Source organism: Pseudomonas sp. GM80 (genome assembly GCF_000282515.1).
GTDB lineage: Bacteria > Pseudomonadota > Gammaproteobacteria > Pseudomonadales > Pseudomonadaceae > Aquipseudomonas.
Genome location: NZ_AKJD01000053.1, coordinates 1 through 24,705, shown reverse-complemented (window position 1 = coordinate 24,705; position 24,705 = coordinate 1). Strand labels below are relative to the sequence as shown.

Below are 24,705 nucleotides of genomic sequence, written 5' to 3'. Positions count from 1 at the left end.
TCCCCGACACCACGAAAAGGACTGCGTGTGTTAACCCGCCCCAAAGCTTTATGGATTTACTACCTGATCTGCTGGCTTGCCGCGCTGTCACTGCTGGCGCACATCGTTTTCACTGACTGGAAGCTATTGAAACCGACCGACGTCGGCGGCACCTTGATGGGCGGCATGAACGGGCTAGTGTTCAACGGCGGCTGGCTCATGGCCGTGACGGGAATGTTGTTGACCTTGATCTTGCGCACGCCGGGATCGATTTTTGCCTGCGTCGGCGCAGGCGTTTCTACTTTGGGCATTGGCACCTTTTGCTACCTCAACTATCCAGACAATGCGGATCAGTTGATCTATAGCGTCAGTCCAGACGAAATCGGCCGAGCCATGTTGACCGGTGCCGCCTTTGTGGCCTTGGGGCTGTTCCTGCGCCCGCGCTTCAAGACCACCGCTCTACCGTCCCGCCCTCTCCTCATCGGCCAGTTCGTCGTGGCACTGCTCATCGCCCTGTTGTTTGTCGGGTTTCCGATAAAAAACGCCCTGCAAAAGCCGCTGCCGAGTTGCGCATTCGATAAACAAGGCCACCAATTGTCAATTTGCCTGGGCGGCGATCGCGTCATCGTCGATTAGGCAGACCAGTGCAGTGCTAAACCCAGCATTTCTCATAAGAAAAACGTCTGGAAGACTCTGCCCGTCCCGACGTCCAACGCTCTGCTATGTTTTAACCGCCATCGCGGAACCCGGCGAACCCTCGCCACGCTCCGCGCCTGACTGCCGGGAGCAGAGAGATGAAAATCAACCCGTACCTGATCTTCAATGGTGACTGCCGCGAAGCCTTCACCTTTTATGCGCAAGCCCTGCAAGGAACGCTTGAGGCGATGATGACGTTCGGCGAAACACCTGCTGCCGAACATGTGCCCAAAGAACATCATGGTCTGATCATCCATACCTGCCTGAAGGTCGGCGATCAGAGGATGATGGCCTCGGACACCACACCCGACCGCCCCACCCAGGGCATGAGTGGCTGCTCGATTTCGCTGAACGTCGACAGCATCGCTGAAGCCGAGCGAGTGTTTAACGCCCTGGCCAAGGACGGCCGCGTCGACATGCCGCTGGAGGCGACGTTCTGGGCTGCGCGCTTCGGCATGTTGGTGGATCGCTTTGGCGCGTCGTGGATGGTCAATTGCGAGAGTGAGAAGTAACGCTGAGATTTTCGTCAGCCATGAAAAAGCCCAACCTGTTCAGGTTGGGCTTTTTGTATTAACGCTGGGCCAATTCGTGGCGCACGCATTGTTCGTAATAGGTCTGCTTGACCGCCGCCGGTTTGAGCTTCGACGTGCTGTTGTAGGTTTGCTCGACAATCCCCATCGCGGTCATGCGCATCCACGGCTGCTGGAAGCGACGTACCTGCAATTGTTTACGTGCGCCATAAAGCGAGACGCCCGACAGCTTCGATTGCTGGGCACCGGCAGCAATGTCCGAGCCCCAGGTGCAGGCAAAGCGATGGCTTTTACTCAACTCTTTCGCCTGCACCCCAGTGGCGAGGACAGCCAGGGAAAGCGTTGCAACGGTGATGACAATCGTCCGCATAGAGCCAACCTAACCTTTTGAAAAAAGGCGATTTTGCCGGGGAAGCAAAAATCCGGGGGCCAGCAATTTGCCGCCTTTCGCGAGTTTTTTGCGGACGTAAAAAAGGGCGGCGGGATTTCCTGATGAAATCCCACCGCCCCTGGCCTGGCAATCAGTTGGCGATGACCTCAACGCGCAATCGATCAGCGCCCTCCTCCCGACAATCGATGCGAACCGGCAAAAACAACTCGATCACCGCGATATTGCTGTGCAGATGCTCGGTCATGCGTGGCGTGGTGAACGAGCCACCACCGGCCAGCGCCATTGGCAACAGCAACTGATCGGCCAAATGCTCGGCCACCGCAGCACCACTGCGCAACCAGTCGGCGGCCTGATTGATCGCGGCATCAGCTACCTTTTCAGCCCGTAGCGACACTTGGCCAAACGCGCTGAACACTTCGGTGACGTGCTCGAATGCGTACTCTAGCAACAACACATTGCCCGGGCCCCGCGCCGCATCGAGCGTGACATGTTGCAGCGCCGCAGGCGGCAGACTCAAGCGCTTGGCCACCTGGCTCAGCTCACGTTCGGCCACCGTCGGCGCCAGCCCGGCGGTGAGCGCCGATGCCTGTTGCGAGATGGCCTCGCCGCGTTCGCACAGATCCAGCCGCGTCAGATTCGACGGCTGCACGTTCACCTCAATCTCGCCACCGCCTGCCGGGACAAACCCATGTCGCAACAAGCCCAGCTCGACGTTGGCGCCCATCCGCCGCAACAGCGGCAGCCAACTGCGCGCGAGGAAATCGGTCGGCGGCGCCAGCGGGTTGTGCGTACCACCCGAGATGCGCACCCGACTCGCCTGCGGTGCCCGCAACAGGGCCGGCAACAAGGTCTGCAACACCAGCGTGCAACTGCCGGCCGTGCCGATGGCGAACTGGTAATCGCCCGAGCGAATCGCACCGGGTTCAAAACTCAACGCTTGCGAGCCCAACTGCGCACCGGCAACCGTCGCGCCGCAAACCTCGGCCGCCGCCATGACCGCCGTCAAATGTTGCCTCAACAGCCCCGGACGGCTGCGTTTGGCGCGGATCTGTTTAATGCGAAACGCCCGGCCTGTCAGCATCGACAGGCTCAAGGCACTGCGCAACACCTGGCCGCCACCGATGGCACCGTCCAGTTCTATCACTTCCTGTTTCATTGCATTCCTTACGCGTACAACCCGACGGTTTCCCTGAGGTACCGATCCAGGCGTCGCGAGTCTTCCGACGTTCTGAGTAATGTGGGCACTTCGCGCTCAAGCTCGGCGGCGATGAACCCGTGCAGCGCCGGACGACGCGGCCCGTAGGCGCTTTCGTCGGCATTGCGTTTGAGGGCCAGCAGTTCGTCGACTTCAGCGAGCAGCGCGCGGTCGTCGACCGTGGTCAGCAGATCGGCGAAGGTCATCGGCGGTCGGCCTCGGCCCTGGTCGATCCAGCGCACCGCCAGCAGCGGCCGCAGCACGTAGAAGTACTTTTTGAACCGTACGGTTTCCCCTTGCAGGTAACCGCGGAAGTTCTTCTTCGCCATCGACAGATAGTGATTGCGCGCCGCTGGCGGGCTGTAGAACGCTTCAGCGAGTTCGCGCAGCTGTGCCACTTGAGCGGTTTCGCTGCGATAAACCAGTGGCGAATCGAGCCACTCGAGCAACGTCGGATTGGACTTGCGCAACAACCCAAGGGTCTTGCGCAGTTCCCAGCCACTGACGTCGAGCTCATCGTCCAGCGGACGTTCGATCACGTCACGTGGCGTATCGACCTGGACGAACCACTCGGGCTTCTCCACATAAACAAACCGCACGTCGTAATCACTGTCGGTCGAGGCAAAACCCCAGGCCCGGCTGCCGGACTCACAGGCATACAAAACGGTGACATTGCGTTCACGCTCAAGGCGCGCCAGCTCTTCCATTACCCGCGCACGCATCGTGTCGCACAGCGGATGACGCTCTTTCAGTTCCATGACCTGCTTTCCTTTTATCCTTTGACGCACACCACCTGACGCAAGGTGTGCAGCACTTCCACCAGCTCACGCTGGGCGTGCATGACTTTGTCGATGTCCTTGTAGGCCATCGGAATTTCGTCGATCACCGCTTCGTCCTTGCGGCACTCGACGTGGGCAGTGGCGCGAATCTGATCTTCGACGGTGAAGGTGTTCTTCGCCTTGGTGCGGCTCATGGTGCGGCCGGCACCGTGGCTGCAGGAGCTGAACGACTCTTCGTTGCCCAGACCGCGAACGATGAAACTCTTGGCGCCCATCGAGCCCGGAATAATCCCCAACTCGCCCTTCTTCGCCGACACCGCGCCTTTGCGGGTGACCAGCACCTCTTCACCAAAATGCCGCTCTTTCTGCACGTAGTTGTGGTGGCAGTTGACCGCTTCCAGCGCCACTTCAAACGGCTTGCGAATAATCTGTCGAGTCGCCTGAATTACCGCGCGCATCATCAGCTCACGGTTTTGCCTGGCGAAGTCCTGCGCCCACCCCACTGCTTCGACATAATCATCAAAGTGCTGGCTGCCTTCTTCGAAGTAGGCCAGGTCACGGTCCGGCAGGTTGGCGATGTGCTGACGCATATCCGCCTGAGCCATCTGGATGAACAGGTTGCCGATGGCGTTGCCGACACCGCGCGAGCCACTGTGCAACATGAACCAGACCCGGTTGGCTTCATCCAGGCACACTTCAATGAAGTGGTTGCCGCTGCCGAGCGTACCGAGGTGCCCACGGTTGTTGGTGTTGGCCAGTCTCGGGTACTTGTCGGTAATCAATTTGAACCGTGGTTGCAGTCCCGCCCAGGCCTGATCGGCTTGCTGCGGGATTTCATCCCAGGCGCCCTTGTCGCGTCGCGAACGGTTTGAACTGCGGCCATGCGGCACGGCTTGCTCGATGGCGCTGCGCAGACCGAGCAGGTTGTCCGGCAAATCAGCGGCCGTCAGCGACGTGCGCGCGGCGATCATGCCGCAGCCGATGTCGACGCCTACTGCGGCCGGAATGATCGCGCCGACGGTCGGGATCACGCTGCCGATGGTCGAACCCTTGCCCAGGTGTACGTCCGGCATGACCGCCAGATGTTTGAAGATGAACGGCATTTTCGCGGTGTTCATCAACTGCTCGCGGGCCTCTTTTTCCACCGGGACGCCTTCGGTCCAGAGTTTGATCGGTTTGCCGTTGGCGACTTCGAGCAGTTGGTAAGTGTGTTCTTTCATGTCTTCATTCTTTATTCATTGGCCGATGATTCGGCGTTGTTCTGTAAGTCGCAGCGACAAAAACACAGGCACTGTGGCTCTGCCAGTTGAGCCCCCGTTGCCGGGGCGGGAGTCGAACCCGCTTTCCGATGTAGTGCCTGTCGCATTCGCTGCCAATAACCGCAAAAAAGGTGGCACGACAAAAGTTGATGACTGTTGCGCGTTGCCGCGCTCCGGACTTAACCGGCCTTGGATGTACAGCCATCAGGCATTCGTGCCGTCACTGGCGCTGACAAGGGCTTGATGAGACGTTTTGGATGTAGTCCCATCGGCATTCAGCGCCGGTGATCAATCAATTCATGACGCGCTTTCGATCGCCTCGACCCAGTGCTGCGCACTGTATTGGCCGCCGGTGAACTGCTCGATCACGTCGAACACCGCATCGCTGAAACCGCCGACATTCAAGATGTCATCGCGATCCGCCGCTTGTGTTGCATGGCCTGGCTGGATGTCGATGCACACCAGCCTTGCCTGTGGGTTGAGCTTCTTGATCCGCTCCCATTGACGCATCGTCTCGCTGGCACCGCGACGCTGCGTATCGATCCACGATTCGTTGTCCGAGACCATGATCAACGTATCGACCCTGGCCTTGCTGTCCGCCAACCTCTTCAGCGGTGCCGAGCAGTTGGTGCCGCCGCCAAAAATGCCGGCGAGCTTCTCGGCGTTGCTGATCACACTGTCACGCGGGTTGAGCTGGATATCCACCACATCGACCTCGAACGGCATGACCCGCGCAGCCGGCTGTTTACGCAAGACCGCTGCGGCGACCAGCGCCGCCACGTCGATGCAGCGCACCTGCGAGGTCGCACCAGGGCGATAACCGGTCACCGGACTGCCCATCGAACCCGACACATCCGGGCAAACCACCACCGCGCCCTCAAGCGTGGGCACGTTGGCCAGCGACAACTCCAGGGCCTCCTGCAAGGCGTCGCGGATCGCTGCCGGGGTGTTTTCGCCCATCATCCGATAAGCCGACAACAACTGGTACGGATACACCCGCGCCTTCGCCACTTCCTGTGGATCGGCCAATCGCGCCGCGACATAGTCGATGCACCCCGGCACTTCAAACGCGCCGTGCCGCGCCAGGGTGTTGAGGTTGATGCGCAGTCCCTGCCAGCCCATGTTGCGGGCTTGATTGGCCCATTGTTCCTTGCTCAGTGTTTCGTTGCCGAGCAACTGAAACGGCACCGCCGGCACCTCATCACTCGCGCCGCTGCGAAACGCCAGCAAATCGCGGGTCAGCTCCGGCAAGGCTTTTGCCTCCACCGGTTTGCCGATCAACCAGGCGAAAAACGCTTCGCGCCACGCTTCGGCAGGTTTGGGGTGAACCATCTTCACCACGTCCGCCAACGACGGTTGATTGCCGATCGACGCTTGCAGCAGTTGCCGCTCGGTCGCGCTGTTCAGCCAGTTCTGCACCAGACGCTTGGGTTGCGAGCCAAGGGATTTACGCCCGGTGGCACCGCTACGGAGGATCTGCACAAAGTTGCGCAACATCTTGCCGCTGTCGATCACTTGCTCGAAAACCTCTGGCACCAGACTTGAACGCTGCGCGGTCAATGCCGCCAGCAGCAATGCCGGCATGTCTTTCATGTGCCCTTTCTTGCGAGCGTAGATCGCGGCTTTCGCCACGAAGCGACTGTCGAGTTCGGCCACCAGCTTCAACACTTGATCCAGCTGACTTTCTGCGGAGGCGTAAAAGGTCTGGTTCAGGCAACCGGTCACAGCCAATTGCGCCAGTTGGTGCTTCGGGCTGTAGGCATAAGCGCTGGCACCGGAAGCATTCAAGGTGTCGCAGGCCGGCAGGTGATTCGATTGCGTGTTGAAGAGCGTTGAGTTGGCCATCTTGGCATCTCGCTGTGTTGTCCTGTTCGTTGCGATAGACATTGCAGCGGCTGTGCCAGCTTTTGATTTCCAACGAAAAATATTTATATCTTATTGATTTACAACATTTTTATTTTTTATGCCGTATTTCATCGAATCAACTGACGACAAACCCATCACCGAATATTTATCATTGGATATCGTCTTTTATCTTTTGAGATAAACATGCCAAGCAAGCAAACCGTCGCCATCGGATTTATCGGCGCCACCCTCGATCGCGTCGGCAAGGGTGCCAATCGCTGGAGCCATTGGCGCCCCAGTGTTGGCCTTTGCCAACAGCAAGACGTGCTGATCAACCGGCTCGAGCTGATTCACGGCATCGACGCCCGCGACGTCAGCCTCGCCGAGCGGGTGCGCGTCGACATCCAGCAGGTTTCGCCAGAGACCGAAGTGCGCCTGCACCCGATGTCACTGCGCAACCCGTGGGATTTCGAAGAGGTCTACGGCGCACTGCACGACTTCACCACCGCCTACGATTTCGACACCGAGCGCGAGGACTACCTCGTCCACATCACCACCGGCACCCACGTCGCGCAGATTTGCTGGTTCCTGCTGACCGAGGCGCGCTATCTGCCAGCGCGGCTGATCCAGACCTCCCCGGCCAAGCGCAACAGCGAAAGCGATCACGCCATCGGCACGCATGCCCTGATCGATCTCGACCTGTCGCGTTACGATCGCATCGCTTCGCGCTTCGCCAACAAGCGCCTCGAAGGCCTGGAGTTCTTGAAGTCCGGCATCGCCACACGCAACGCCGCCTTCAACCGCTCGATCGAACAGATCGAGCGCGTGGCCGTGCGCTCGAAGGCGCCGATGCTGCTGATCGGCCCGACCGGCGCCGGCAAATCCTTCCTCGCCCGACGCATCTACGAACTCAAACGCAGTCGCCATCAGATGCAAGGGCGTTTTGTCGAGGTCAACTGCGCCACCTTGCGTGGCGATGGCGCGATGTCGGCGCTGTTCGGCCATGTCAAAGGCGCCTTCACCGGCGCACAGAACGCTCGCGATGGCCTGTTGCGCGCTGCCGATGGCGGCATGCTGTTTCTCGATGAGATCGGCGAACTGGGCGCAGACGAGCAAGCGATGCTGCTCAAGGCGATTGAAGAAAAACGCTTCTTTCCGCTGGGCTCGGACAAGGAAGTTGAAAGCGATTTCCTGATCATCGCCGGCACCCACCGCGACCTGCGCAGCCGAGTCGCTGATGGTTTGTTTCGCGAAGATTTGTACGCGCGCATCAACCTGTGGACGTTCGACCTGCCCGGCCTCGCCGGCCGCCGCGAGGACATTGAACCGAACATTGATTTTGAGCTGGAACGCCACGCCCGCGAACACGGGCAACTGGTGCGCTTCAACCTCGAAGCCCGGCGCAGCTACTTGACGTTCGCCAGCTCTCGCGAGGCGGCGTGGTTGGGCAACTTCCGCGAATTGTCGGCGTCGATTACGCGCATGGCGACCCTCGCCGACAGCGGACGGATTGATGAGGCGCAGGTGCAGGAAGAGATCGACCGGCTGCGTTATGCCTGGGGCTTGGCGCAACCGCAGGCGATTTCAGGAGAATTGCCGGGGGACGCCGAAACCATGGATCTTTTTGACCGCTTGCAATTGAAGGCAGTGATCGAGGTATGCCGGCAGGCAGACAGCTTGTCCGATGCCGGCCGCCGGCTGTTCGGAATATCGCGCCAGGCCAAGGCACAACCCAACGATGCCGATCGACTGAGGAAATACCTCGGCCGATTCGGGCTCGAGTGGGGCCAGATTATCGAACCCAAGTGAGGCGAATTTTAGCGACAGACCGCCCGTCCAGCAGCGGGCACCTTTGCTTGCCGGGCGCTTCCAATGAATCACCATCCGCTTCGACCGGAAGACGCCCATCATGAACAGCAAAATTGCAGCAATCACCCTGGCCGGCCTGCTCGCGGCCTGCCCGCTTTTCGCCTCGGCAGCCGCGAAGACCGCTGACGAGTCTGCCGCGCCACCGACCGCGCTTCCCGGCGTGAATCAGGCCGGCAAAGCTCAGTCCAACGCAGACAAGGCCGACAAGAAAGGTGAAGAGGCGTCGGGCTCGAACTCCGGCGCCGAGTCGCATGAAACGGCAAAAGATGCAGCCACTTCAAGCGACTCGGAAGATCTCGGTAAATCGCCGAAACCTTGATCAGGGTTCTACGGAGGTGGTGGCTGCACATCCTTGAACGTCAGCCCGACACTGCCGGTGATTTGCCACGGGTTGGTAGCGCCGTGCCCGCTGAACGACACATGCTCGAACAGCGAATCCTTCAACCCGTCAATCTGCGCCTTGGCCGAGCCACTGAAGCGTACGCGCTCGAACACCAACCCTTGATGCCAGGCGTCATGCTGACTGTCGCCCTTGACCTCGATCGCCCTGCCTTGAGCATTTTCGACGCTCACGTCGGCGACGCGGATATCGCGGAACTGCCCGGGAATGGTTGAACGCTGGTAATCCAACTTGGCGTTCGGATCGTTATAGTCGAGGGTGAAAATGAACGCCTGCTTGAGCGTATTGCGGATCGCCGAGTCGCGGAAGATCACGTTACGCGCGCCGCCGCCCATGAAGTTGGTGCTCTTCATGCGCAGGCCGGCATCGGTGCCATCGGAAACGTTGTCTTCGGCGAGGATGTTTTGAATCCACGCGCCGGTATGGCTGCCGGCAACCACCATGCCGTGGCCCTTGCGGAAGTAGTTATTGAAGATCCAGGCGTCTTCCTGCGGCTTTTGCTGCACGGCATCGGCCCCGGTACCCGCAGCAAAATTGACGCAGTCATCGCCGGTATCAAAGAAGTTGTTGAAGACCATCGCGCCCTTGCTGTTGGCGAATTCGATACCGTCGCCGTTATTGGCGTCGTAGGTTTTATGCGTGGTATTGGCCAGCACCACGTTTTCGGTTTCCAGGTTCATGATCCCGTGGAAGGCCGGGTTCACCACGGTGAAACCGCCGTAGAACACATTTTTCACGTTGCGCAGGGTGATCAGCGACGAGCGCATCTGGCCGTAGGCATCCTTGACGTTCATGCCGCGCGCCACCGCTTGTTCGACTTGCGCCTTGGCCAGAATGCCGTCCTGTTGGTAGCGGGTGTTGTCGCTGGGCAGGTAGAACGGCAATGGCTGACCGCGTTCGTCGACGACATCGGCGCGGCGCTTCCAGCCGTTACCGTCAATCGTGCCTTTGCCGACGATGCGGATGTTTTCGAACGACTGATGCTGACGCGGATCACGCGGCAAGGCGTTGATCAGCGACGCCGGGCGCACGGTGCTCGAATACGGATACTGGATATAGCCGGCCAGCGGATAGTCTTCGGCCCGCTCGGAACCCAGCAGCGTTGCGCCCTCGGCGATTTCCACGGTGATGTTGCTCTTCAGGTAAAGCGCCCCGCTTTTGTAAGTGCCCTTGGGCAACCATACTTTGCAGCCAGGGGTGCAGGCGTCGATGGCGTTCTGGATCGCCAAAGTATCAAGGCTTTTGCCGTCACCCTTGGCGCCGTACTTCCTGACATCGAACACGGCGGCGACCTTGCTCGTCCGTTGTACAACGGGCGGGCTGTCGGCCGACTCTGTGCCATCGGTGCCCACCGAACGCACGGTGAACCGATAGGCCGTATCCGGTTTCAAGCCTTGCGCGGTGTAACTGTGAATGCCGATGCGATGATGAAAACCGGCAACATCCTGTTCGTAGAAGCGGTCGATGTAAGGTTTGGCCGGCGAGACGCGGTCATTGTTGGCGTTGCTGCCGCCCAGCAACACACCGTTGGCGTAGACCCGGTAGTCGCTGATATCGGCGTGATCGGCGGGCTTTTCCCAGACCAGGATGATCTGCTGATCATCGTAGGCCAGGGTCGGCACCTGCAGTTTTACCGGCGCCTCCAGCGCCCACGACGGCACACTGCAAACCAGCGTCAACGTGGCCGCCAGCGACAAAGCCAAAGGCTGTTTGCGCCGCGTCGGAACAACATTTCGATAAGGCATGAGCACTCCTTGTTCAGGCCGACAATCCGGCTTCTTGCAGGTATTGGCTGCGGTTGACGAATGTCTCGCGGGGCATTTCCACAACCTCCATCGACAGCGACTCGACGTCCGGCAGCAAAGCGAGCAGCGCCGCCACGGTCGCCGAGGCCAGACGCCGGCGCTGTTCAGCACTGCGCCCGGACAACACCGACAGGACGATGTGGACAAAATCGTCCGCGCCCGCGCCGCAGCGGTAATGCGTGAACGTATTGAGGCGCACCTTGATGTCCCCGGCCTTGAACAGGCCGAAGGCATCGAGGGCGTCATGCACGGCAGCGAGCAGGGTTTGCTCGCCGACACGCTGGGCCAGGGTTTGCGGGCAATCGATAAGACAATGCGGCATGTCGCGCTCCTTGATGGATCGGCTTAACCAGCGAGCTGGTGCACCGACTCCTGGCTGAAATCACGACTGGCCTGCACCAGCATCCGCGTGTAGGCGTGGCTTGCCAGATCCTGGCTGAGCGCCTGACTGTCGAGCAGCTCGACGATCTTGCCCTGCTGCATCACCGCTACCCGATCACACAGGTGCGTGACCACACCGAGATCGTGAGTGACCATCAGGTAGGTGAGTTTCTCGCGCCGGCGCAAATCCGCCAGCAGATTGAGAATCTCCGCCTGCACCGAGACATCCAGCGCCGAGGTCGGCTCATCGAGCAGCAATACGCGCGGCTCGAGAATCAGCGCACGGGCAATCGCCACCCGCTGGCGCTGGCCACCGGACAACTGGTGCGGATAGCGAAAACGGTAACTGTCGTTCAGACCGACCTTGAGCAGGATCTCGTTGATCCGGTCGTCCTTATCGCGCACGCCGTGGATAATCAGCGGCTCACGCAGCGCCGTGTCGACGGTGTGGCGCGGATGCAGCGAGCCGTAAGGGTCCTGGAACACCATCTGCACCTGACGGAAATGTTCCTTGGGAATCTTGTGCTGCAGCGGCGCGCCGGCAATGCTCAACTCGCCCGTCCAGTGCCGGTACTGCCCGGCCAGGCAGCGCAATACGGTGGTCTTGCCGGAGCCGGACTCCCCCACCAGGCCGAAGGATTCGCCGTCGGCGACACTGAGGTTGACGTCGTGCAGCACCTGATTGAGGGCCGGGCCGGCGCCGAAACTCAGGTTCAGCGCGTGTGCTTGGATCATGGACATGGTCGATTCCTCAGCAAGTCAGCCACAGTGGATCGCGTTGCAACACCGGCAACCGTTCGCGACGGTTGTCCATGCTCGGCAACGCCGCCATCAGGCCTCGGGTATAGGGATGTTGCGCTTGTTGCAGGTCGCAGGCGGCCAGCGATTCGACCACCCTGCCGGCGTACATCACCAACACGCGGTCGCAGTAATTGCGCACAAGGTTGAGGTCGTGACTGACGAAAATCAGACCCATTTCCTGCTGCTCGACCAGTTCTTCCAGCACGTTGAGCACTTGCTGACGCACCGAGACATCGAGGGCCGAGGTCGGCTCGTCGGCAATGATCACTTGTGGTCGGGTGATGACCATCATCGCGATCATGATCCGCTGGCCCATCCCACCGGAGACCTCATGCGGGTACAGGTTGTAGACCCGTTGCGGATCACGGATATGCACCTTTTCGAGCATTTCCAGCACCCGCTCGCGGGCCTCGCTGCGGCTGGCCTTGTGGTGCGCCAGATACGCCTCGGCAATTTGATCGCCGACCTTGACCACCGGGTTCAGCGAGTATTTCGGGTCCTGCATGATCATCGAAATGCGCTGGCCACGAATCTTCTGCATGACCTTTTCGCCGGCTGACAGCAGATCGACTTCACCGAACTGCATGGCCTTGGCGGTGATCCGCGCGCTGGCCGGGTGCAGTTTCAGCAGGCTGCGCCCGACCGTCGATTTACCCGAGCCCGACTCACCGACAATGGCAAGTTTTTCCCGCCCCAAGGTGAAGGACACATCGCGCACGGCATGGGTTTCTTTCTGAGCATTGACGAAGCGCACATTGAGCCCTTCGACGTTCAATTTGATTGCAGACATACAGCCTCCGATTACTCGCTGCGCGGATCAAGAATGTCCCGCAGGCCGTCGCCCAACAGGTTGAAAGCCAGGCTGACCAACATGATTGCGGCCCCCGGAACAGCCACCAGCCACCAGCACTCGAGCATGTAGCGGCGCCCGGTGGAAATCATCGCGCCCCACTCCGGCGACGGCGCCTGCGCACCGAGACCGAGAAAGCCCAAAGCCGCTGCGGTGAGGATGATCCCGGCCATGTTCATGGTCAGGCGGATGATCACCGACGACATGCACATCGGCACAATGTGCCGCAGGATGATTCGCGTGGACGAAGCCCCTTGCAGCTCCACCGCCACGACGAAGTCAGCCTTGCGCAACGACAGAGTTTCCGCCCGTGCCAGTCGCGCGATCGGCGGCCACGACGTCAGCGCAATCGCTACCACCGCGTGCTCCAGGCCCGGACCGAGCGCAGCGATAAACGCCAGCGCCAGCACCAGGCTGGGGAAGGAAATGAAGATGTCGGTCAGGCGCATGAACACCGTGTCGACCACACCACCGTAGTAGCCGGAGACAGTGCCGATAAACAGGCCGATCGGGCCGACGATCACGGTCACCAGGCTGATGATGTACAGCGTGATGCGCGAGCCGTAGACCAGCCGACTGAAGATATCCCGGCCGTATTCATCGGTGCCGAACCAGTGGGCAGCGCCCGGCGCCTGCAGGGCATTGGCGAGGTTTTGCGCCACCGGATCATGGGTGGCGATCCACGGCGCAAACAGCGCCACCACCACCAGCACCAAAGCGACCAGCAATCCGGCCAGGGTCATCGGGTTGCGCAACAAGTGCCGCAAGACTTTCAGGGCACTTTTGCAGAAGGCGTCGAAGCTGGATCCGGGGGTACGATCCAACCGCCGCTTGGCGCTCGAATCAGTAGAAGACATGTTGGCAATCATGGGCATGTTCTCGGATTGAATTCAGGATCACCCGGCGCGTACGCCGACGCACCGGGCAGCGTTCAGCGTTGTTTGTAGACACCCAGATACCGCGTCGCCTCGGCATCATCACCGGCGAAACCCTTGACGTCGGCGGCGCTGACCACGGTGTCGGTCATCTGCGAAATCATCATGATCGGGCCGACCTGCTCGTCGTAGATTTTCTGTGCCTGGTGGTACAGGTTCAGGCGCTGGCCGGCATCGCGTTCGACCCCGGCCTGATCAATCAGGCTATTGAGCTGCGGGCTGAAAAACGACGCACGCCAGCCCTGGAAATTCGGCAGGCCGGCGTCATCGCTGTTGTTGGGGTTGTAGGCAAACGTGCGCAGGCTGAAATACGGATGCGGATAGCGCTCGGCCCCACGCGCAACGATGATGTCGAAGTTGCGCGCGCGCATCGCGCCATACACCTGGTTACCAGTGCCGTTGACAATGCTGGCCTTGATCCCGCCCTCGGCCAGCGTCGCTTGCAGGCGCGCGGCGATGTCGATGAAGGGCGGCTCTGACAATGTGCGAATGGTCGTGGTGAAGCCGTCCGGATAACCGGCTTCGGCGAGGAGTTTTTTCGCCTTGGCGACGTCCATGTGATAACCCGGATCCGGCAGGCGCGCCGCCAGACTCAGTTGCATCGGCTGCTGATTCAGCTGGCCGTAATACGGCATCACCTGTTCGTCCAGGCCCTTGTAGTCGATCAGGTTGCGCACCGCTTCGCGCACTTTGGGATTGGCAAATTCGGGCTGTTTCATGCTCAGCGCGACGTAGTACATGGTGCCGCGCGGCAGTGACTGCACATGGATTTTTTCCGAACCGTCGATGGCGCGGATGTCCGGTGCGGCCATGCCATACGCCAGATCGAGGTCTCCGCGTTCCAGCATCAGGCGCAGCGACTGCGATTCGGTCATGTGCCGCACCACCACGCGCTTGAGCTTGGCAGCACCGCCCCAATAACCGTCGAAGCGGGTCAGCAACAGCGAGTCGTTCGCCGTCCATTTGCTCAGCACAAAGGGTCCGCTGCCGGCCTCGTTGGTCACCAGCCAGTTAGCACCGAGGTCAGCGTTTTTCTCATGCGCCAAAGCCGTTTTGCGATCGATCACCACCGCGCTTGGCGAGATCGCCAGCGAGTCGATCAATAACAGTGGGTCCATGGTTTGCGGCAAGTCGACGACCAGCGTGTGGGTATCGCTGGCGCGGATCAGTGACTGAATGTTGTCGACGTTATAACCGTAGGCTTTCCAGGTCGTGGCCAGGCCGAAATTCAGTTTCATCACCCGGTACAGCGACCAGGCCACGTCTTCAGCGGTCAGCGGATTGCCGGAGTGAAACTTCACGTCCTGACGCAAATGAAAGGTTATCTGCTTGCCGTCGTCGCTGATCGTCCAGCGCTCGGCCAGTTGCGGCAGATGCTGCTCCGGATTGCCCTGATCACGCTTGACCAGAGTGTCGTAAAGATTTGCATTGACGCCGGAAGCGTCGAGGCCGGGCGCGTTGGCCGGATCGATGGAAAACAGGTTGACCATGCTCATGCCGACGATCAGTTGATCGGCCGGCGTCTTGGCGCTGACCTGCGTCATCGGCACCAGAGCCAGGATCGCCGCCAACAGGCCAGCGTGCAGTTTGGTAAATGCAGTCGTCATTGAAAAATCCTTCTTTTTATAATTTTTAGTGCTGCTGCCAGGCGTGTTAACGCGTGCGCGGATCGAAGACCTTGTACAAGGCATCGCTGATCAGGTTGAGCGCGACAAAAATCAAACCGATCACCAGCACACAGCCCATCACCGCGTTCATGTCGCCGAGCATCAGGCTGCTGGTCAGGTACTGGCCGAAACCCGGCCAGGCAAAGACCGTTTCGATCAGCACCGCGCCTTCGAGCAGCGAGCCGTAAGCCAGCGCCACCACCGTCAGCAACTGCACGAGGATGTTGCGAAAGGCGTGACCCCAGACCACCTGGCGGCGCGACAACCCCTTGACCCGAGCGGTGATGATGTATTCCTGGGACAGTTGCTCGAGCATGAAGCTGCGCGTCATCCGACTGATGTAAGCCACCGAGTTCAGCCCGAGGATCAGCGCCGGCAAGACGATGTGGCGCAAGGCGCTGGCGAAGGCTTCCCAATCGCCCGCCAGGCTCGAATCGATCAGCAACAGCCCGGTGACTTCGGGCACCATGCCGTCGTACGCCAGGTCGATGCGACCGGCGCCCCCGGCCCAGCCGAGCCAGGCGTAGAACACCAGCAGGCCCATCATGCCCAGCCAGAAAATCGGCGTGGAATAGCCGAACAGGGTGATCACTCGGGCGACATGATCGCCCAGTCGCCCCTGATTGCTCGCCGCGCAGACGCCCAGCGGCAAACCGATCAGCACACCGAAGAGGATGGCCAGGGTCGCCAACTCGATGGTGGCCGGGAACACCCGGCGGATGTCATCGAGCACCGGGTGCCCGGTCAACAGCGCGTTGCCGAAATTACCGTGCAGCAAGTCGTTGAGGTACAGGCCGAACTGGGTCCAGATCGGCTTGTCGAGCCCCATCGCCCGGTACACCTGCTCGTAGGTCGAACTGTCGGCGTCCGGCCCGACCACCGCCAGCACCGGATCGAGCGGCATCACCCGACCGATGATAAACGTCAGCGCCAGCAGGCCCAGCAACGTCACCAGTACCGTGCTGGCACGCCGCGCGGTATTGGAGGCGCGGGCTCCCATGGCAGAGGCAGTCATAACAAACATAGTCAGCTCCTGATAAAACGGTCACCGGTGCACCCGGCACGCGAAGTTCATCCGTGCATTTCAGCGTTTTTTGTAGACGTCTTTGTAGCGCGTGGTCGCGGCCGTGTGCCCCTGAAAATCGGCAACATCGGCGTAGACCAGCACCGTGTCGGTCATCTGCGAGACCGGCAGAATGGCGCCCACTTGCTGATCGAGTTGTTGCTGAATGTCCTGATACTGCGCCTGCTGTTTCTGCGCATCGGGCTCGACTTCGGCACTCTCGATCAACTGATTCAACGCGGGACTGTAAAACGAAGTGCGCCAGCCCTGGAAGTTGCTCAGCTTGGCTTCGTCACGGTTATCCGGGTTGTACACCAGCGTGCGCAGGCTCGAATGGGGATGACGTTCGGCGCCGCCACCGCCACGGCCGACGATGATGTCGAAACTGCGCTCACGCATGGCGCCGTAGATCTGGTTACCGGTGCCGGTGATGATGCTGGCTTCGATCCCGGCCTGCGCCAGCGTCGATTGCAGATTGGAGGCAATGTTGATGAAGGGCGGTTCGGCCAGCACGCGGATGCTGGTCTTGAACCCGTTGGGGTAACCGGCGTCAGCGAGAAGTTTTTTTGCCTCATCGACATTCAGTCGATAACCGGGATCCGGCAGACGCGCGGCCAGTCCCAACGGCATCGGCCGCTGATTGATCACGCCGTAGTGCGGCATGACGGTCTGGTTGATGCCCTGGTAGTCGATCAACGAGCGCACAGCCTTGCGCACGCGCGCGTCGGCGAACATCGGCTGCTTCACACTCAGTGCGACGTAGTACAGCGTGCCGCGTTGCAGAGTTTGCGTGCGGACCTTGTCGCTGTTCTGCAAGGCCTGGATGTCCGGCGCCGACATGCCTTTGGCGATGTCAAGGTCACCGCGCTCAATCATCAGACGCAACGACTGCGACTCGGTCATGTTGCGCATGACGATGCGCTTGAGCTTGGCCGGGCCACCCCAATAACCGTCGAAACGGCTCATCAGAATCACATCGTTGGCCCGCCAGTCATTGAGCACGAAGGCACCACTGCCGGCGGCGTGGGTCACCAGCCAGGCGGCGCCGAGGTCATTGTTCTTCTGGTGTTCGAGGACTTTTTTGCGGTCGAGAATGAAAGCGCTTGGCGACGTCGCCAGCGTGTTGAGCACCAACTGCGGATCGGTGGGTCGCGGCAATTCAATGACGAAGGTATTGGCATCGGTCGCGCGCATCGAACGCTCGACATTCTCGGCAGTAAAACCGTAAGCCTTCCAAGTGGAAGCCAATGCGAGGTTGAGTTTGAGCACGCGCTGCAATGACCAGGCGACGTCTTCAGCGCTCAACGGGTTGCCCGATTGAAATTGCACGCCCTGGCGCAGATTGAAGGTCAGGGTCTTGCGGTCGTCGCTGACTTGCCAGCGCTCGGCGAGTGCCGGCAACAGCTGATCCGGCGCAGCGACGTCTTGCACCAGCAACATGTCATAGAGATTGGCATTGATCTCGGACACGTCCAGGCCGGTGGCCGCCGCCGGGTCGAGAGACAGCAGATTGATCATGCTCATGCCGACGATCAATTGATCGGCCGGGGTTTTGGCATGGACGGCAGGTAGCGCGGTCACCGTCAGGGTAGCCGCCAGAACCCGCGCCCACAGCGAAGGAAGAATGTTCATAGCGAGAGTGCCTTTCTTATATTTATAGGGCTCTCGGACAGCCCGGCATGCACCGGGCAGCCCGCGTACACGTCAGAAGCTTTTAAGTGTGTTCATCTCGATGAAGTTGAAGTCGATGTCTTCGCCCAGACCCGGCAGGTCGGACAGGTGCACAAAACCGTCACTGTCCATCGGGTCGACCAGGCGCTTGAGGTACGCAGGCACCTCGTCGTAATCCAGGTACGGGTGCAGCAAGCCGCGCTCGTACCAGGTGCAGTTCTTGATCGCGCCGACCACCGTCAGGTTGGCTGCGCCGTTGCCATGGATTTCGCAGTCCATGCCAAACGACTCGGCCATGTGCGCGACTTTCAGGCAAGGCCCGATCCCGCCGACCCCGGCGACGCCGGCACGCAGAATGTCGCAGACGTCGTGCTTGACCCAACTGGCCCGGCTCAGGTGTTTGCCGGACAGGGTTTCCGGGCCGAGTACCGGAATGTCCAGTTGCCCCGCCAGCCAGGCATAGGATTCAGCGGACTCTTCCATCATCGGTTCTTCAAACCAGGCGAAGTCGAGTTTTTCCAGTTCGCGTCCGATGTACAGCGCTTCGGTGCGGCTGTACCAGTGATAACCGTCGAGCATCAAGGCGATGTCCGGGCCCACCGCTTCGCGCACTGCCGCACAAGCTTTGACGTCAATGCGCGGGCTCGGTGCGAACGAGACCGGCGGCATCCAGGTGTGCAACTTGATCGCCTTGTAGCCGCGCTTGACCAGCGTTTCGGCAAAGCGTCCGTAGTCTTCCGGCGTTGCCAGGCCCTCAGGCAATTCATCGCCGCACATGGTTGAGCCGTACGCCGGCACCTTGTCGCGAAAACCGCCGATCAACTTGTGCACCGGCACGCCGAGCTTGCGCCCCGCCCAGTCCCACAACGCCTGCTCGACCAACGCCAGCGCGCGATCAGTCAACTGGCTGGCGCTGCCACGCTGCCAGTGCGCCAGGTCATGCCAGATCTTTTCGCGATCAAAGGCGTTCTGCCCGACCAGCACCTTGCGCACAAAACCATCCAGCACATAAGGACGAATCAGCTCCGGCGCTCCGAGAGCGTAACCCTCCTTGCCGTCTTCGGTCTGGATGCGCAGCAACGCCATTTGCGCCTGACTGACATCGCCGGGATGAGCATGACCGGCGCTGTCGACTGCGCGGCGGGTGGGATAGGAAAAAACCTGGACGTTGACTGCTGTGATTCTCATGGACGTCTTGAGCCTTCTTATTGGATTTGTGACAGGAGTGTCGTCGGTTGCGACCGATCATAGGTCATCGTACAACACTTGAAAAGACCCAATAACCCTTCTGCTCTTCCAAGCCTTTGCAGCTAAGCGCCCATCAAAGCGCCAATTTTAAAGACGACTACTGAATAACAGGATTTGCTTTAGACCCCTATTCACATGGCATATATGTATCAACATGTTTCCAAATGAGCAAAATCACGTAGACGAGTCATCTTGTCGTACGATAACTTATATCTGCGCCTCAAATGAGAGCCATACGCAACATCGCGGTGCCTGTAGTACTCGTCAAACGACCCTAACAAAAACAAAAAAGAAGACCGTATGAACACCACCCTACGCACGCTCGTCACTGTCGCGGCCCTCGGCCTGCCCTTCTCTGCCCTCGCTGACTCTGCCAGCCTCAACTACCGCCATCAGTACACCGAGGAGGACAGCGCCCACGCCGACCGAATCAAGCTCAACTACCGCCTGGACAGTGGCCTGGGATTTGAGGCGGAAATGAAATACCGCACGGCCGGTGACCGCAAAGATGTCGCCTACGACAACATGGTCAACAACGGCCACGAGTTCACGGTGAGCTACAACTACAAGCTCAGCGCGCAGTCGACGCTGACACCGGCGTTTCAGATGGACAGCTCCAAGGATGCGACCGCCTACAAGTTCGGCCTCAAGTACAACTACAAAATCGATGACGCCTTTTACGTAGCGACGCGCTACCGCCTGGACCTGCGCAAACTCGATCGCGACCAGGTCAACAAAGACATGCCCGATCACTACAAGGATGACCAGACCACCCACCGCTTCGAAGGCTGGCTCGGCTACACGCCAGCCAACAAGTGGGCTTACGAATATCAGTTCATCTATTTCAAGACCGACTACATCCGCTACGACAACAAGAAGAGCGACTACGAACAGAACCTGATCATCAAATACAAGCTCACCAAACAATGGGCGCCCTTCATGGAAATCGGCGACATCAAAGTCGAGTCCACCTCACCCGACCGCCAGGCTCGCTGGCGTCTGGGCGTGCAATACAACTTCATGTAAGCCGCGCGCAGCTTTTGCCTGGCGAGCGCGCATCGCTTGTCGGGCAGACACCCTGCCGCCCACCCTCTTCACCTCCGCGTAATGGAAGACCCGACCATGACCACACAAACCACGCTGGCCAAACCCTTCAACCGTATTTTGCTGACCGGCGCCGCCGGTGGGCTCGGCCAGATTCTGCGCGAAACCCTGCAGGTTCACGCCGACATCGTCCGCTCCTCGGACATCAGTGCGATGACGCCGAGCCGCGGCGCGCATGATGAAGTGATCAACTGCAATCTGAGCGACAAGGCCGCTGTCGCCGCGCTGGCCGAGGGCATCGATGCCATCGTGCATTTGGGCGGGATCTCGGTGGAGCGATCCTTCGAAGAAATCCTCGAGGCGAATATTCGCGGCACCTTTCATGTTTATGAGGCCGCGCGCCTGCACGGGGTCAAGCGCATCGTGTTCGCCAGCTCCAACCACGTCACCGGTTTCTACTCGCAGGACGAACAGATCGACGCCCATTCGCCGCGTCGCCCGGACGGTTATTACGGTTTGTCGAAGGCTTACGGCGAGGACATGGCAACCTTTTATTTCCACCGCTATGGCATTGAAACAGTGAGCCTGCGCATCGGTTCCTCATTCCCCGAACCGCGCAACCTGCGCATGCTGGCGACCTGGTTGAGCTATACCGATCTCGAGCACCTGATCGCCCGCGCTCTGCTGGCCAGCGATGTCGGGCACAGCGTGGTGTACGGGGTGTCCGCCAACCGTGATCAGTGGTGGAACAACCGCCACGCCGCGCACCTGGGCTTTGCGCCGCAGGACAGTTCCGAGGCCTTTCGCGCACAGGTCGAACAACAACCGGCACTCGCCGCCGACCATCCCGACCGCTTGTACCAGGGCGGCGCCTTTACCGCAGCAGGTCCGTTTGAAGCGCCAGCGCAGACGCGCTCATGACGGCCGAACTGATTGTCGATGCGCGCAACGCCACCGGTGAAAGCCCGGTCTGGCAAGCCGACGAGAACGCCTTGTATTGGGTGGATATTCCGGCCGGCCGCTTGCATCGCTGGCAACTCGACGGCCAGACCGACTGCTGGCAGGCGGACGAAATGCTCGCCTGTATCGCCCGCAGCGAAGCGGGACATTGGCTGGGCGCGCAGGAAAGTGGCCTGTTTAAATTGCGCCCGCAGGCTGACGGACGTCTGGCTGCGGAAAAGCTCATCGGCGTCGAGCACGCCCGCCCGAGGATGCGTTTCAATGATGGTCGTTGCGATCGTCAGGGACGCTTCTGGGCCAGCTCGATGCCAACCGCCATGGGCGCCGAGGCGGTTGGCGCGCTGTATCGCTACGACGCAAAACACCTGAACGATGTATCAGTGCTGGCGCCGCAACTGGAGGAACTCGTGGTGCCCAACGGCCTGGCGTTCAGCCCCGACGGCCGCACCATGTACCTGTCCGACTCGCACCCGAGCCGGCAACTGATCTGGGCCTTCGATTACGACATTGACAGCGGCACGCCGCACAACCGCCGCCTGTTCGTCGACATGAACGACCACCCCGGTCGACCGGACGGAGCGGCCGTCGATTCACACGGCTGTTACTGGATCTGCGCAATTGATGCCGGCCTGGTGCTGCGCTTTACCCCGCAGGGGAAACTGGATCGCGCGCTGCCGGTGCCGGTGAAGAAACCGACGATGTGCGCCTTTGGCGGCCCGCGGCTGGACACCCTGTTTGTCACCTCGATTCGCCCGCAAGGCATCGATCTCACCGATCAGCCGCTGGCGGGCGGAGTCTTTGCCCTCAACCCAGGCGTTCAAGGCCTGCCCGAACCCAAGGCCCGCGCCTGAGGCGTCAGACGTTCAACGCCGCCGCGTCTGCAGCTTCGTAGGCACGGCGCAGACGCTCGCGGCTGTTGGACAGATGCAAGCGCATGGCTGCGCGTGCGGCGTCGGAATCACGCCGGACAATCGCAATGTAAATGTCTTCATGCTCGCGACTGAGGCGCTCCAGATACGGCTCCTTGCGGTCATTCTCCAGGCGCTTGGAATGCAGGCGTGTGCGCGGCAGAATGTTCGCGCCCAGGTGCAGCATGATGTCGGTGAAATAGCGGTTGCCGGTGGCCAGCGCAATTTGCTGGTGGAACTGGAAATCCGCCGACACGGCGTAGTCGACGCTAACGGCGCGGGAATTGATGGCGTCCAGCGAGTCACGCATCAGTTGCAGTTGCTCATCGGTACGTCGCGCGCACGCCAGGCCAGCGGCCTCGACCTCGAGGGTGATGCGCAACTCAAGCACCGCCAGGACATCCTCAAGCGTGACGATGCTGTCCGGATCAATGCGAAAACCGCTCGGGCTGGGAATGTCCTGAACAAAGGTGCCGATACCGTGACGGGTTTCCACCAGGCCTGCTGCCTGCAGACGCGATATCGCCTCGCGCACCACTGTGCGGCTGACGCCGTGCTCGGCCATGACCTGAGATTCAGTCGGCAGCTTCGTCGCGCGCGCGAGTTCGCCGCTGCAAATGCGTCGGGACAGCTCGGTGACCAGGTCCTCCGCCAGGCTGCGATGCCGGCGACGAACATTGGGTGTGGCGTTGGGTCTGTCCATCAGCAACAAAAATCTCGAATTTTCGAATAATTACGCATCATAGCCCATTCAGTTGTACGACAACGCACCAGTTCACATGATAGGATTTCTCATGCAGCGGACGTTCGATTCGCTGCAATGGCGATAAGGACGTCCGCTCGAGAAACACGTCGAAACTTCGCGTGTAAAACCCTCAAGTTAATCAAGGATCTGATTACTCATGACAAAACCATCAACCTTCACGGCCTGCAAACTGGCCAGCGCCATCTTCGGCAGCCTGCTGTTTTCCAGCCTGCCTGCACAAGCGGCCGATATCTGGCTCGATGTTGCAACGACGGGCTGGGCCACGCAAAACGGTGGCACCAAGGGCGGCTCCAAAGCCGCAGCCAACAACATCTACACCGTGAAGAACGCCGCCGAACTGAAAGCCGCACTCAGCGCGTCGGTCGGCACCAACGGTCGCATCATCAAGATTACCGGGCTCATCGACGTCAGCGAAGGCAAAGCTTATACGACGACCGCCGATATGAAAAAGCGCGGCCGTCTGGATATCCCGGGCAAGACGACCATCGTCGGTACGAGCAGCACGGCAGAGATCCGCGAGGGTTTCTTCTATGCCAAGGAAAACGATGTGATCATCCGCAACATCACCATCGAAAACCCGTGGGATCCCGAGCCGATCTGGGACGCCAATGACGGCAGCGCCGGCAACTGGAACTCCGAGTACGACGGGCTGACCATCGAAGGCGCCAACAATGTGTGGGTCGACCATGTCACCTTCACCGATGGCCGCCGCACCGATGACCAGAACGGCACTGCCAACGGTCGTCCGAAGCAACACCACGACGGCGCACTGGACGTGAAAAACGGTGCCAACTACGTGACCATTTCCTACTCAGCGTTCAAATCGCACGAGAAGAACAACCTGATCGGTTCGAGCGACAGCCGCACCACCGATGATGGCAAGCTCAAGGTCACGATTCACAATACCCTGTTCGAAAACATCTCCGCACGCGCACCACGCGTTCGCTTCGGCCAGGTGCACCTGTACAACAACTATCACGTGGGCAGCACCAGTCATAAGGTCTACCCGTTCAGCTACGCGCACGGCGTGGGCAAAAACTCGAAGATTTTTTCCGAGAAAAACGCTTTCGAAATCTCCGGCATCAGCGGCTGCGACAAAATCGCCGGCGACTACGGCGGCAGCGTTTACCGCGACCAAGGCTCGACACTCAATGGCAGCGCACTGAGCTGTTCGTGGAGTTCGAGCATCGGCTGGACCCCGCCTTACAGCTACACTCCGCTGAACGCGGACAAAGTCGCTGCTGATGTTAAAGCCAAGGCTGGCGCTGGCAAGATCTGATTGATCGATGTAACCGCGTTAATGAAAAGCCCTCGGTGACGAGGGCTTTTTCATGTCTGCTTGAAGACCGTGCAGGGGTGAAGTCCTGAAAAAAACTGGATTATTTATTGCCCCGACTGGCCCCATCGCTGGCAAGCCAGCTCCCACAAGGAGCCATGTGGTCAATACGATCTGCGACACAACACCAAAACCTGTGGGAGCTGGCTTGCCAGCGATGAGGACAGGTCAGACACCAGCGAAAAATCAGACACACCACTACTGGATCAACTCAGTGCTCTCAATGATCGAATGCAATTTACTTCACAACACAGAATCCTGTGGGAGTGAGCCTGCTCGCGATGAGGCCCTGCGCAACTACACCACTACTGGACCAATTGATTGATC

Annotated in this window: 23 protein-coding genes; 8 read left to right on the top strand and 15 right to left on the bottom strand. The window is 60.0% G+C overall.

The annotated features are described in order from the left end of the window. The first annotated feature begins 27 nt into the window (after positions 1 to 27). Both PMI37_RS07920 and PMI37_RS07915 read left to right on the top strand, forming a co-directional pair. A complete protein-coding gene (locus tag PMI37_RS07920) occupies positions 28 to 615 on the top strand; it encodes a hypothetical protein (protein ID WP_008079717.1) in 588 nt (195 codons plus the stop codon). Between the two features lie 158 nt (positions 616 to 773). Then, positions 774 to 1,187: a VOC family protein gene (locus PMI37_RS07915; protein ID WP_008079714.1), complete on the top strand. Its 414-nt coding sequence runs from the start codon at positions 774 to 776 to the stop codon at positions 1,185 to 1,187. Between the two features lie 58 nt (positions 1,188 to 1,245). Here PMI37_RS07915 and PMI37_RS07910 read toward each other — a convergent pair whose 3' ends face one another. The 5 genes from PMI37_RS07910 to PMI37_RS07890 all read right to left on the bottom strand — a co-directional run bounded on the left by PMI37_RS07910 (position 1,246) and on the right by PMI37_RS07890 (position 6,674). Continuing rightward, positions 1,246 to 1,575, bottom strand: coding sequence for a hypothetical protein (locus tag PMI37_RS07910; RefSeq protein ID WP_008079706.1), 330 nt, complete (start codon positions 1,573 to 1,575; stop codon positions 1,246 to 1,248). Positions 1,576 to 1,726: 151 nt separating this feature from the next. Further along, positions 1,727 to 2,752: an RNA 3'-terminal phosphate cyclase gene (gene rtcA, locus PMI37_RS07905; protein WP_008079704.1), complete on the bottom strand. Its 1,026-nt coding sequence runs from the start codon at positions 2,750 to 2,752 to the stop codon at positions 1,727 to 1,729. An 8-nt stretch (positions 2,753 to 2,760) separates the two neighbouring features. After that, positions 2,761 to 3,549 (bottom strand): nucleotidyltransferase domain-containing protein, encoded by a 789-nt coding sequence (locus PMI37_RS07900; RefSeq protein WP_008079701.1) that lies wholly within the window; start codon positions 3,547 to 3,549, stop codon positions 2,761 to 2,763. Between the two features lie 14 nt (positions 3,550 to 3,563). After that, complete coding sequence (locus PMI37_RS07895; protein ID WP_008079700.1) at positions 3,564 to 4,790, bottom strand: RtcB family protein; 1,227 nt, start codon at positions 4,788 to 4,790, stop codon at positions 3,564 to 3,566. A gap of 336 nt (positions 4,791 to 5,126) precedes the next feature. Beyond that, positions 5,127 to 6,674, bottom strand: a complete 1,548-nt coding sequence (locus PMI37_RS07890; protein ID WP_008079698.1) for a TROVE domain-containing protein — start codon at positions 6,672 to 6,674, stop codon at positions 5,127 to 5,129. Positions 6,675 to 6,878: 204 nt separating this feature from the next. Between PMI37_RS07890 and rtcR the strand changes: the two genes are divergently transcribed. Further along, the gene (gene rtcR / locus PMI37_RS07885; RefSeq protein ID WP_008079696.1) at positions 6,879 to 8,483 is read left to right on the top strand and encodes an RNA repair transcriptional activator RtcR; all 1,605 of its coding nucleotides are present in this window, start codon (positions 6,879 to 6,881) and stop codon (positions 8,481 to 8,483) included. A 100-nt stretch (positions 8,484 to 8,583) separates the two neighbouring features. Beyond that, entirely contained in the window at positions 8,584 to 8,862 is a 279-nt protein-coding gene (locus tag PMI37_RS07880; protein ID WP_008079695.1) for a hypothetical protein, read from the top strand. An 8-nt stretch (positions 8,863 to 8,870) separates the two neighbouring features. Here PMI37_RS07880 and PMI37_RS07875 read toward each other — a convergent pair whose 3' ends face one another. The 9 genes from PMI37_RS07875 to PMI37_RS07835 form a co-directional block, all read right to left on the bottom strand. After that, complete coding sequence (locus PMI37_RS07875) at positions 8,871 to 10,688, bottom strand: glycosyl hydrolase family 28 protein (protein ID WP_008079693.1); 1,818 nt, start codon at positions 10,686 to 10,688, stop codon at positions 8,871 to 8,873. Between the two features lie 13 nt (positions 10,689 to 10,701). Next, positions 10,702 to 11,070, bottom strand: a complete 369-nt coding sequence (locus PMI37_RS07870; RefSeq protein WP_008079686.1) for a 5-carboxymethyl-2-hydroxymuconate Delta-isomerase — start codon at positions 11,068 to 11,070, stop codon at positions 10,702 to 10,704. Between the two features lie 23 nt (positions 11,071 to 11,093). Next, positions 11,094 to 11,870, bottom strand: a complete 777-nt coding sequence (locus tag PMI37_RS07865; RefSeq protein WP_008079685.1) for an ABC transporter ATP-binding protein — start codon at positions 11,868 to 11,870, stop codon at positions 11,094 to 11,096. A 10-nt stretch (positions 11,871 to 11,880) separates the two neighbouring features. Beyond that, positions 11,881 to 12,720 (bottom strand): ABC transporter ATP-binding protein, encoded by an 840-nt coding sequence (locus PMI37_RS07860; RefSeq protein ID WP_008079684.1) that lies wholly within the window; start codon positions 12,718 to 12,720, stop codon positions 11,881 to 11,883. A gap of 11 nt (positions 12,721 to 12,731) precedes the next feature. After that, on the bottom strand, positions 12,732 to 13,649 hold the full coding sequence (locus PMI37_RS07855) for an ABC transporter permease (RefSeq protein ID WP_008079683.1): 918 nt from the start codon (positions 13,647 to 13,649) through the stop codon (positions 12,732 to 12,734). 62 nt (positions 13,650 to 13,711) lie between these two features. Continuing rightward, complete coding sequence (locus PMI37_RS07850; protein ID WP_008079682.1) at positions 13,712 to 15,322, bottom strand: ABC transporter substrate-binding protein; 1,611 nt, start codon at positions 15,320 to 15,322, stop codon at positions 13,712 to 13,714. 46 nt (positions 15,323 to 15,368) lie between these two features. After that, positions 15,369 to 16,382 carry an ABC transporter permease gene (locus PMI37_RS07845; RefSeq protein WP_371924614.1) on the bottom strand — a complete coding sequence of 338 codons (1,014 nt, stop codon included), beginning with the start codon at positions 16,380 to 16,382 and terminating at the stop codon, positions 15,369 to 15,371. An 84-nt stretch (positions 16,383 to 16,466) separates the two neighbouring features. Next, complete coding sequence (locus tag PMI37_RS07840) at positions 16,467 to 18,077, bottom strand: ABC transporter substrate-binding protein (protein WP_008079680.1); 1,611 nt, start codon at positions 18,075 to 18,077, stop codon at positions 16,467 to 16,469. Positions 18,078 to 18,149: 72 nt separating this feature from the next. After that, a complete protein-coding gene (locus PMI37_RS07835) occupies positions 18,150 to 19,304 on the bottom strand; it encodes a mandelate racemase family protein (RefSeq protein ID WP_008079679.1) in 1,155 nt (384 codons plus the stop codon). Positions 19,305 to 19,664: 360 nt separating this feature from the next. Here PMI37_RS07835 and PMI37_RS07830 point away from each other — a divergent pair, with 360 nt between their 5' ends. The 3 genes from PMI37_RS07830 to PMI37_RS07820 all read left to right on the top strand — a co-directional run bounded on the left by PMI37_RS07830 (position 19,665) and on the right by PMI37_RS07820 (position 22,219). Continuing rightward, positions 19,665 to 20,390 (top strand): oligogalacturonate-specific porin KdgM family protein, encoded by a 726-nt coding sequence (locus PMI37_RS07830; protein ID WP_008079678.1) that lies wholly within the window; start codon positions 19,665 to 19,667, stop codon positions 20,388 to 20,390. Between the two features lie 96 nt (positions 20,391 to 20,486). Then, on the top strand, positions 20,487 to 21,329 hold the full coding sequence (locus PMI37_RS07825; RefSeq protein ID WP_008079677.1) for an NAD-dependent epimerase/dehydratase family protein: 843 nt from the start codon (positions 20,487 to 20,489) through the stop codon (positions 21,327 to 21,329). Then, positions 21,326 to 22,219, top strand: a complete 894-nt coding sequence (locus PMI37_RS07820; protein ID WP_008079676.1) for an SMP-30/gluconolactonase/LRE family protein — start codon at positions 21,326 to 21,328, stop codon at positions 22,217 to 22,219. The genes PMI37_RS07825 and PMI37_RS07820 overlap by 4 nt, the downstream gene beginning before the upstream one ends. Positions 22,220 to 22,223: 4 nt before the next feature. Here PMI37_RS07820 and PMI37_RS07815 read toward each other — a convergent pair whose 3' ends face one another. Further along, positions 22,224 to 22,979 carry a FadR/GntR family transcriptional regulator gene (locus tag PMI37_RS07815; RefSeq protein ID WP_008079675.1) on the bottom strand — a complete coding sequence of 252 codons (756 nt, stop codon included), beginning with the start codon at positions 22,977 to 22,979 and terminating at the stop codon, positions 22,224 to 22,226. Positions 22,980 to 23,178: 199 nt separating this feature from the next. Here PMI37_RS07815 and PMI37_RS07810 point away from each other — a divergent pair, with 199 nt between their 5' ends. After that, complete coding sequence (locus tag PMI37_RS07810; protein WP_008079668.1) at positions 23,179 to 24,321, top strand: pectate lyase family protein; 1,143 nt, start codon at positions 23,179 to 23,181, stop codon at positions 24,319 to 24,321. Positions 24,322 to 24,705: the final 384 nt, after the last annotated feature.

What these genes read in the sequence shown, in the direction of transcription:
- PMI37_RS07860 (WP_008079684.1), bottom strand. Translation starts at nt 12,720, where the DNA reads ATGTCTGCAATCAAATTGAACGTCGAAGGGCTCAATGTGCGCTTCGTC.
- PMI37_RS07815 (WP_008079675.1), bottom strand. Translation starts at nt 22,979, where the DNA reads ATGGACAGACCCAACGCCACACCCAATGTTCGTCGCCGGCATCGCAGC.
- PMI37_RS07835 (WP_008079679.1), bottom strand. Translation starts at nt 19,304, where the DNA reads ATGAGAATCACAGCAGTCAACGTCCAGGTTTTTTCCTATCCCACCCGC.
- rtcR (WP_008079696.1), top strand. Translation starts at nt 6,879, where the DNA reads ATGCCAAGCAAGCAAACCGTCGCCATCGGATTTATCGGCGCCACCCTC.
- PMI37_RS07875 (WP_008079693.1), bottom strand. Translation starts at nt 10,688, where the DNA reads ATGCCTTATCGAAATGTTGTTCCGACGCGGCGCAAACAGCCTTTGGCT.
- PMI37_RS07845 (WP_371924614.1), bottom strand. Translation starts at nt 16,382, where the DNA reads ATGGGAGCCCGCGCCTCCAATACCGCGCGGCGTGCCAGCACGGTACTG.
- PMI37_RS07900 (WP_008079701.1), bottom strand. Translation starts at nt 3,549, where the DNA reads ATGGAACTGAAAGAGCGTCATCCGCTGTGCGACACGATGCGTGCGCGG.
- PMI37_RS07880 (WP_008079695.1), top strand. Translation starts at nt 8,584, where the DNA reads ATGAACAGCAAAATTGCAGCAATCACCCTGGCCGGCCTGCTCGCGGCC.
- PMI37_RS07850 (WP_008079682.1), bottom strand. Translation starts at nt 15,322, where the DNA reads ATGACGACTGCATTTACCAAACTGCACGCTGGCCTGTTGGCGGCGATC.
- PMI37_RS07810 (WP_008079668.1), top strand. Translation starts at nt 23,179, where the DNA reads ATGACAAAACCATCAACCTTCACGGCCTGCAAACTGGCCAGCGCCATC.
- PMI37_RS07840 (WP_008079680.1), bottom strand. Translation starts at nt 18,077, where the DNA reads ATGAACATTCTTCCTTCGCTGTGGGCGCGGGTTCTGGCGGCTACCCTG.
- PMI37_RS07820 (WP_008079676.1), top strand. Translation starts at nt 21,326, where the DNA reads ATGACGGCCGAACTGATTGTCGATGCGCGCAACGCCACCGGTGAAAGC.
- PMI37_RS07895 (WP_008079700.1), bottom strand. Translation starts at nt 4,790, where the DNA reads ATGAAAGAACACACTTACCAACTGCTCGAAGTCGCCAACGGCAAACCG.
- PMI37_RS07870 (WP_008079686.1), bottom strand. Translation starts at nt 11,070, where the DNA reads ATGCCGCATTGTCTTATCGATTGCCCGCAAACCCTGGCCCAGCGTGTC.
- PMI37_RS07890 (WP_008079698.1), bottom strand. Translation starts at nt 6,674, where the DNA reads ATGGCCAACTCAACGCTCTTCAACACGCAATCGAATCACCTGCCGGCC.
- PMI37_RS07915 (WP_008079714.1), top strand. Translation starts at nt 774, where the DNA reads ATGAAAATCAACCCGTACCTGATCTTCAATGGTGACTGCCGCGAAGCC.
- PMI37_RS07830 (WP_008079678.1), top strand. Translation starts at nt 19,665, where the DNA reads ATGAACACCACCCTACGCACGCTCGTCACTGTCGCGGCCCTCGGCCTG.
- PMI37_RS07910 (WP_008079706.1), bottom strand. Translation starts at nt 1,575, where the DNA reads ATGCGGACGATTGTCATCACCGTTGCAACGCTTTCCCTGGCTGTCCTC.
- rtcA (WP_008079704.1), bottom strand. Translation starts at nt 2,752, where the DNA reads ATGAAACAGGAAGTGATAGAACTGGACGGTGCCATCGGTGGCGGCCAG.
- PMI37_RS07825 (WP_008079677.1), top strand. Translation starts at nt 20,487, where the DNA reads ATGACCACACAAACCACGCTGGCCAAACCCTTCAACCGTATTTTGCTG.
- PMI37_RS07865 (WP_008079685.1), bottom strand. Translation starts at nt 11,870, where the DNA reads ATGTCCATGATCCAAGCACACGCGCTGAACCTGAGTTTCGGCGCCGGC.
- PMI37_RS07855 (WP_008079683.1), bottom strand. Translation starts at nt 13,649, where the DNA reads ATGATTGCCAACATGTCTTCTACTGATTCGAGCGCCAAGCGGCGGTTG.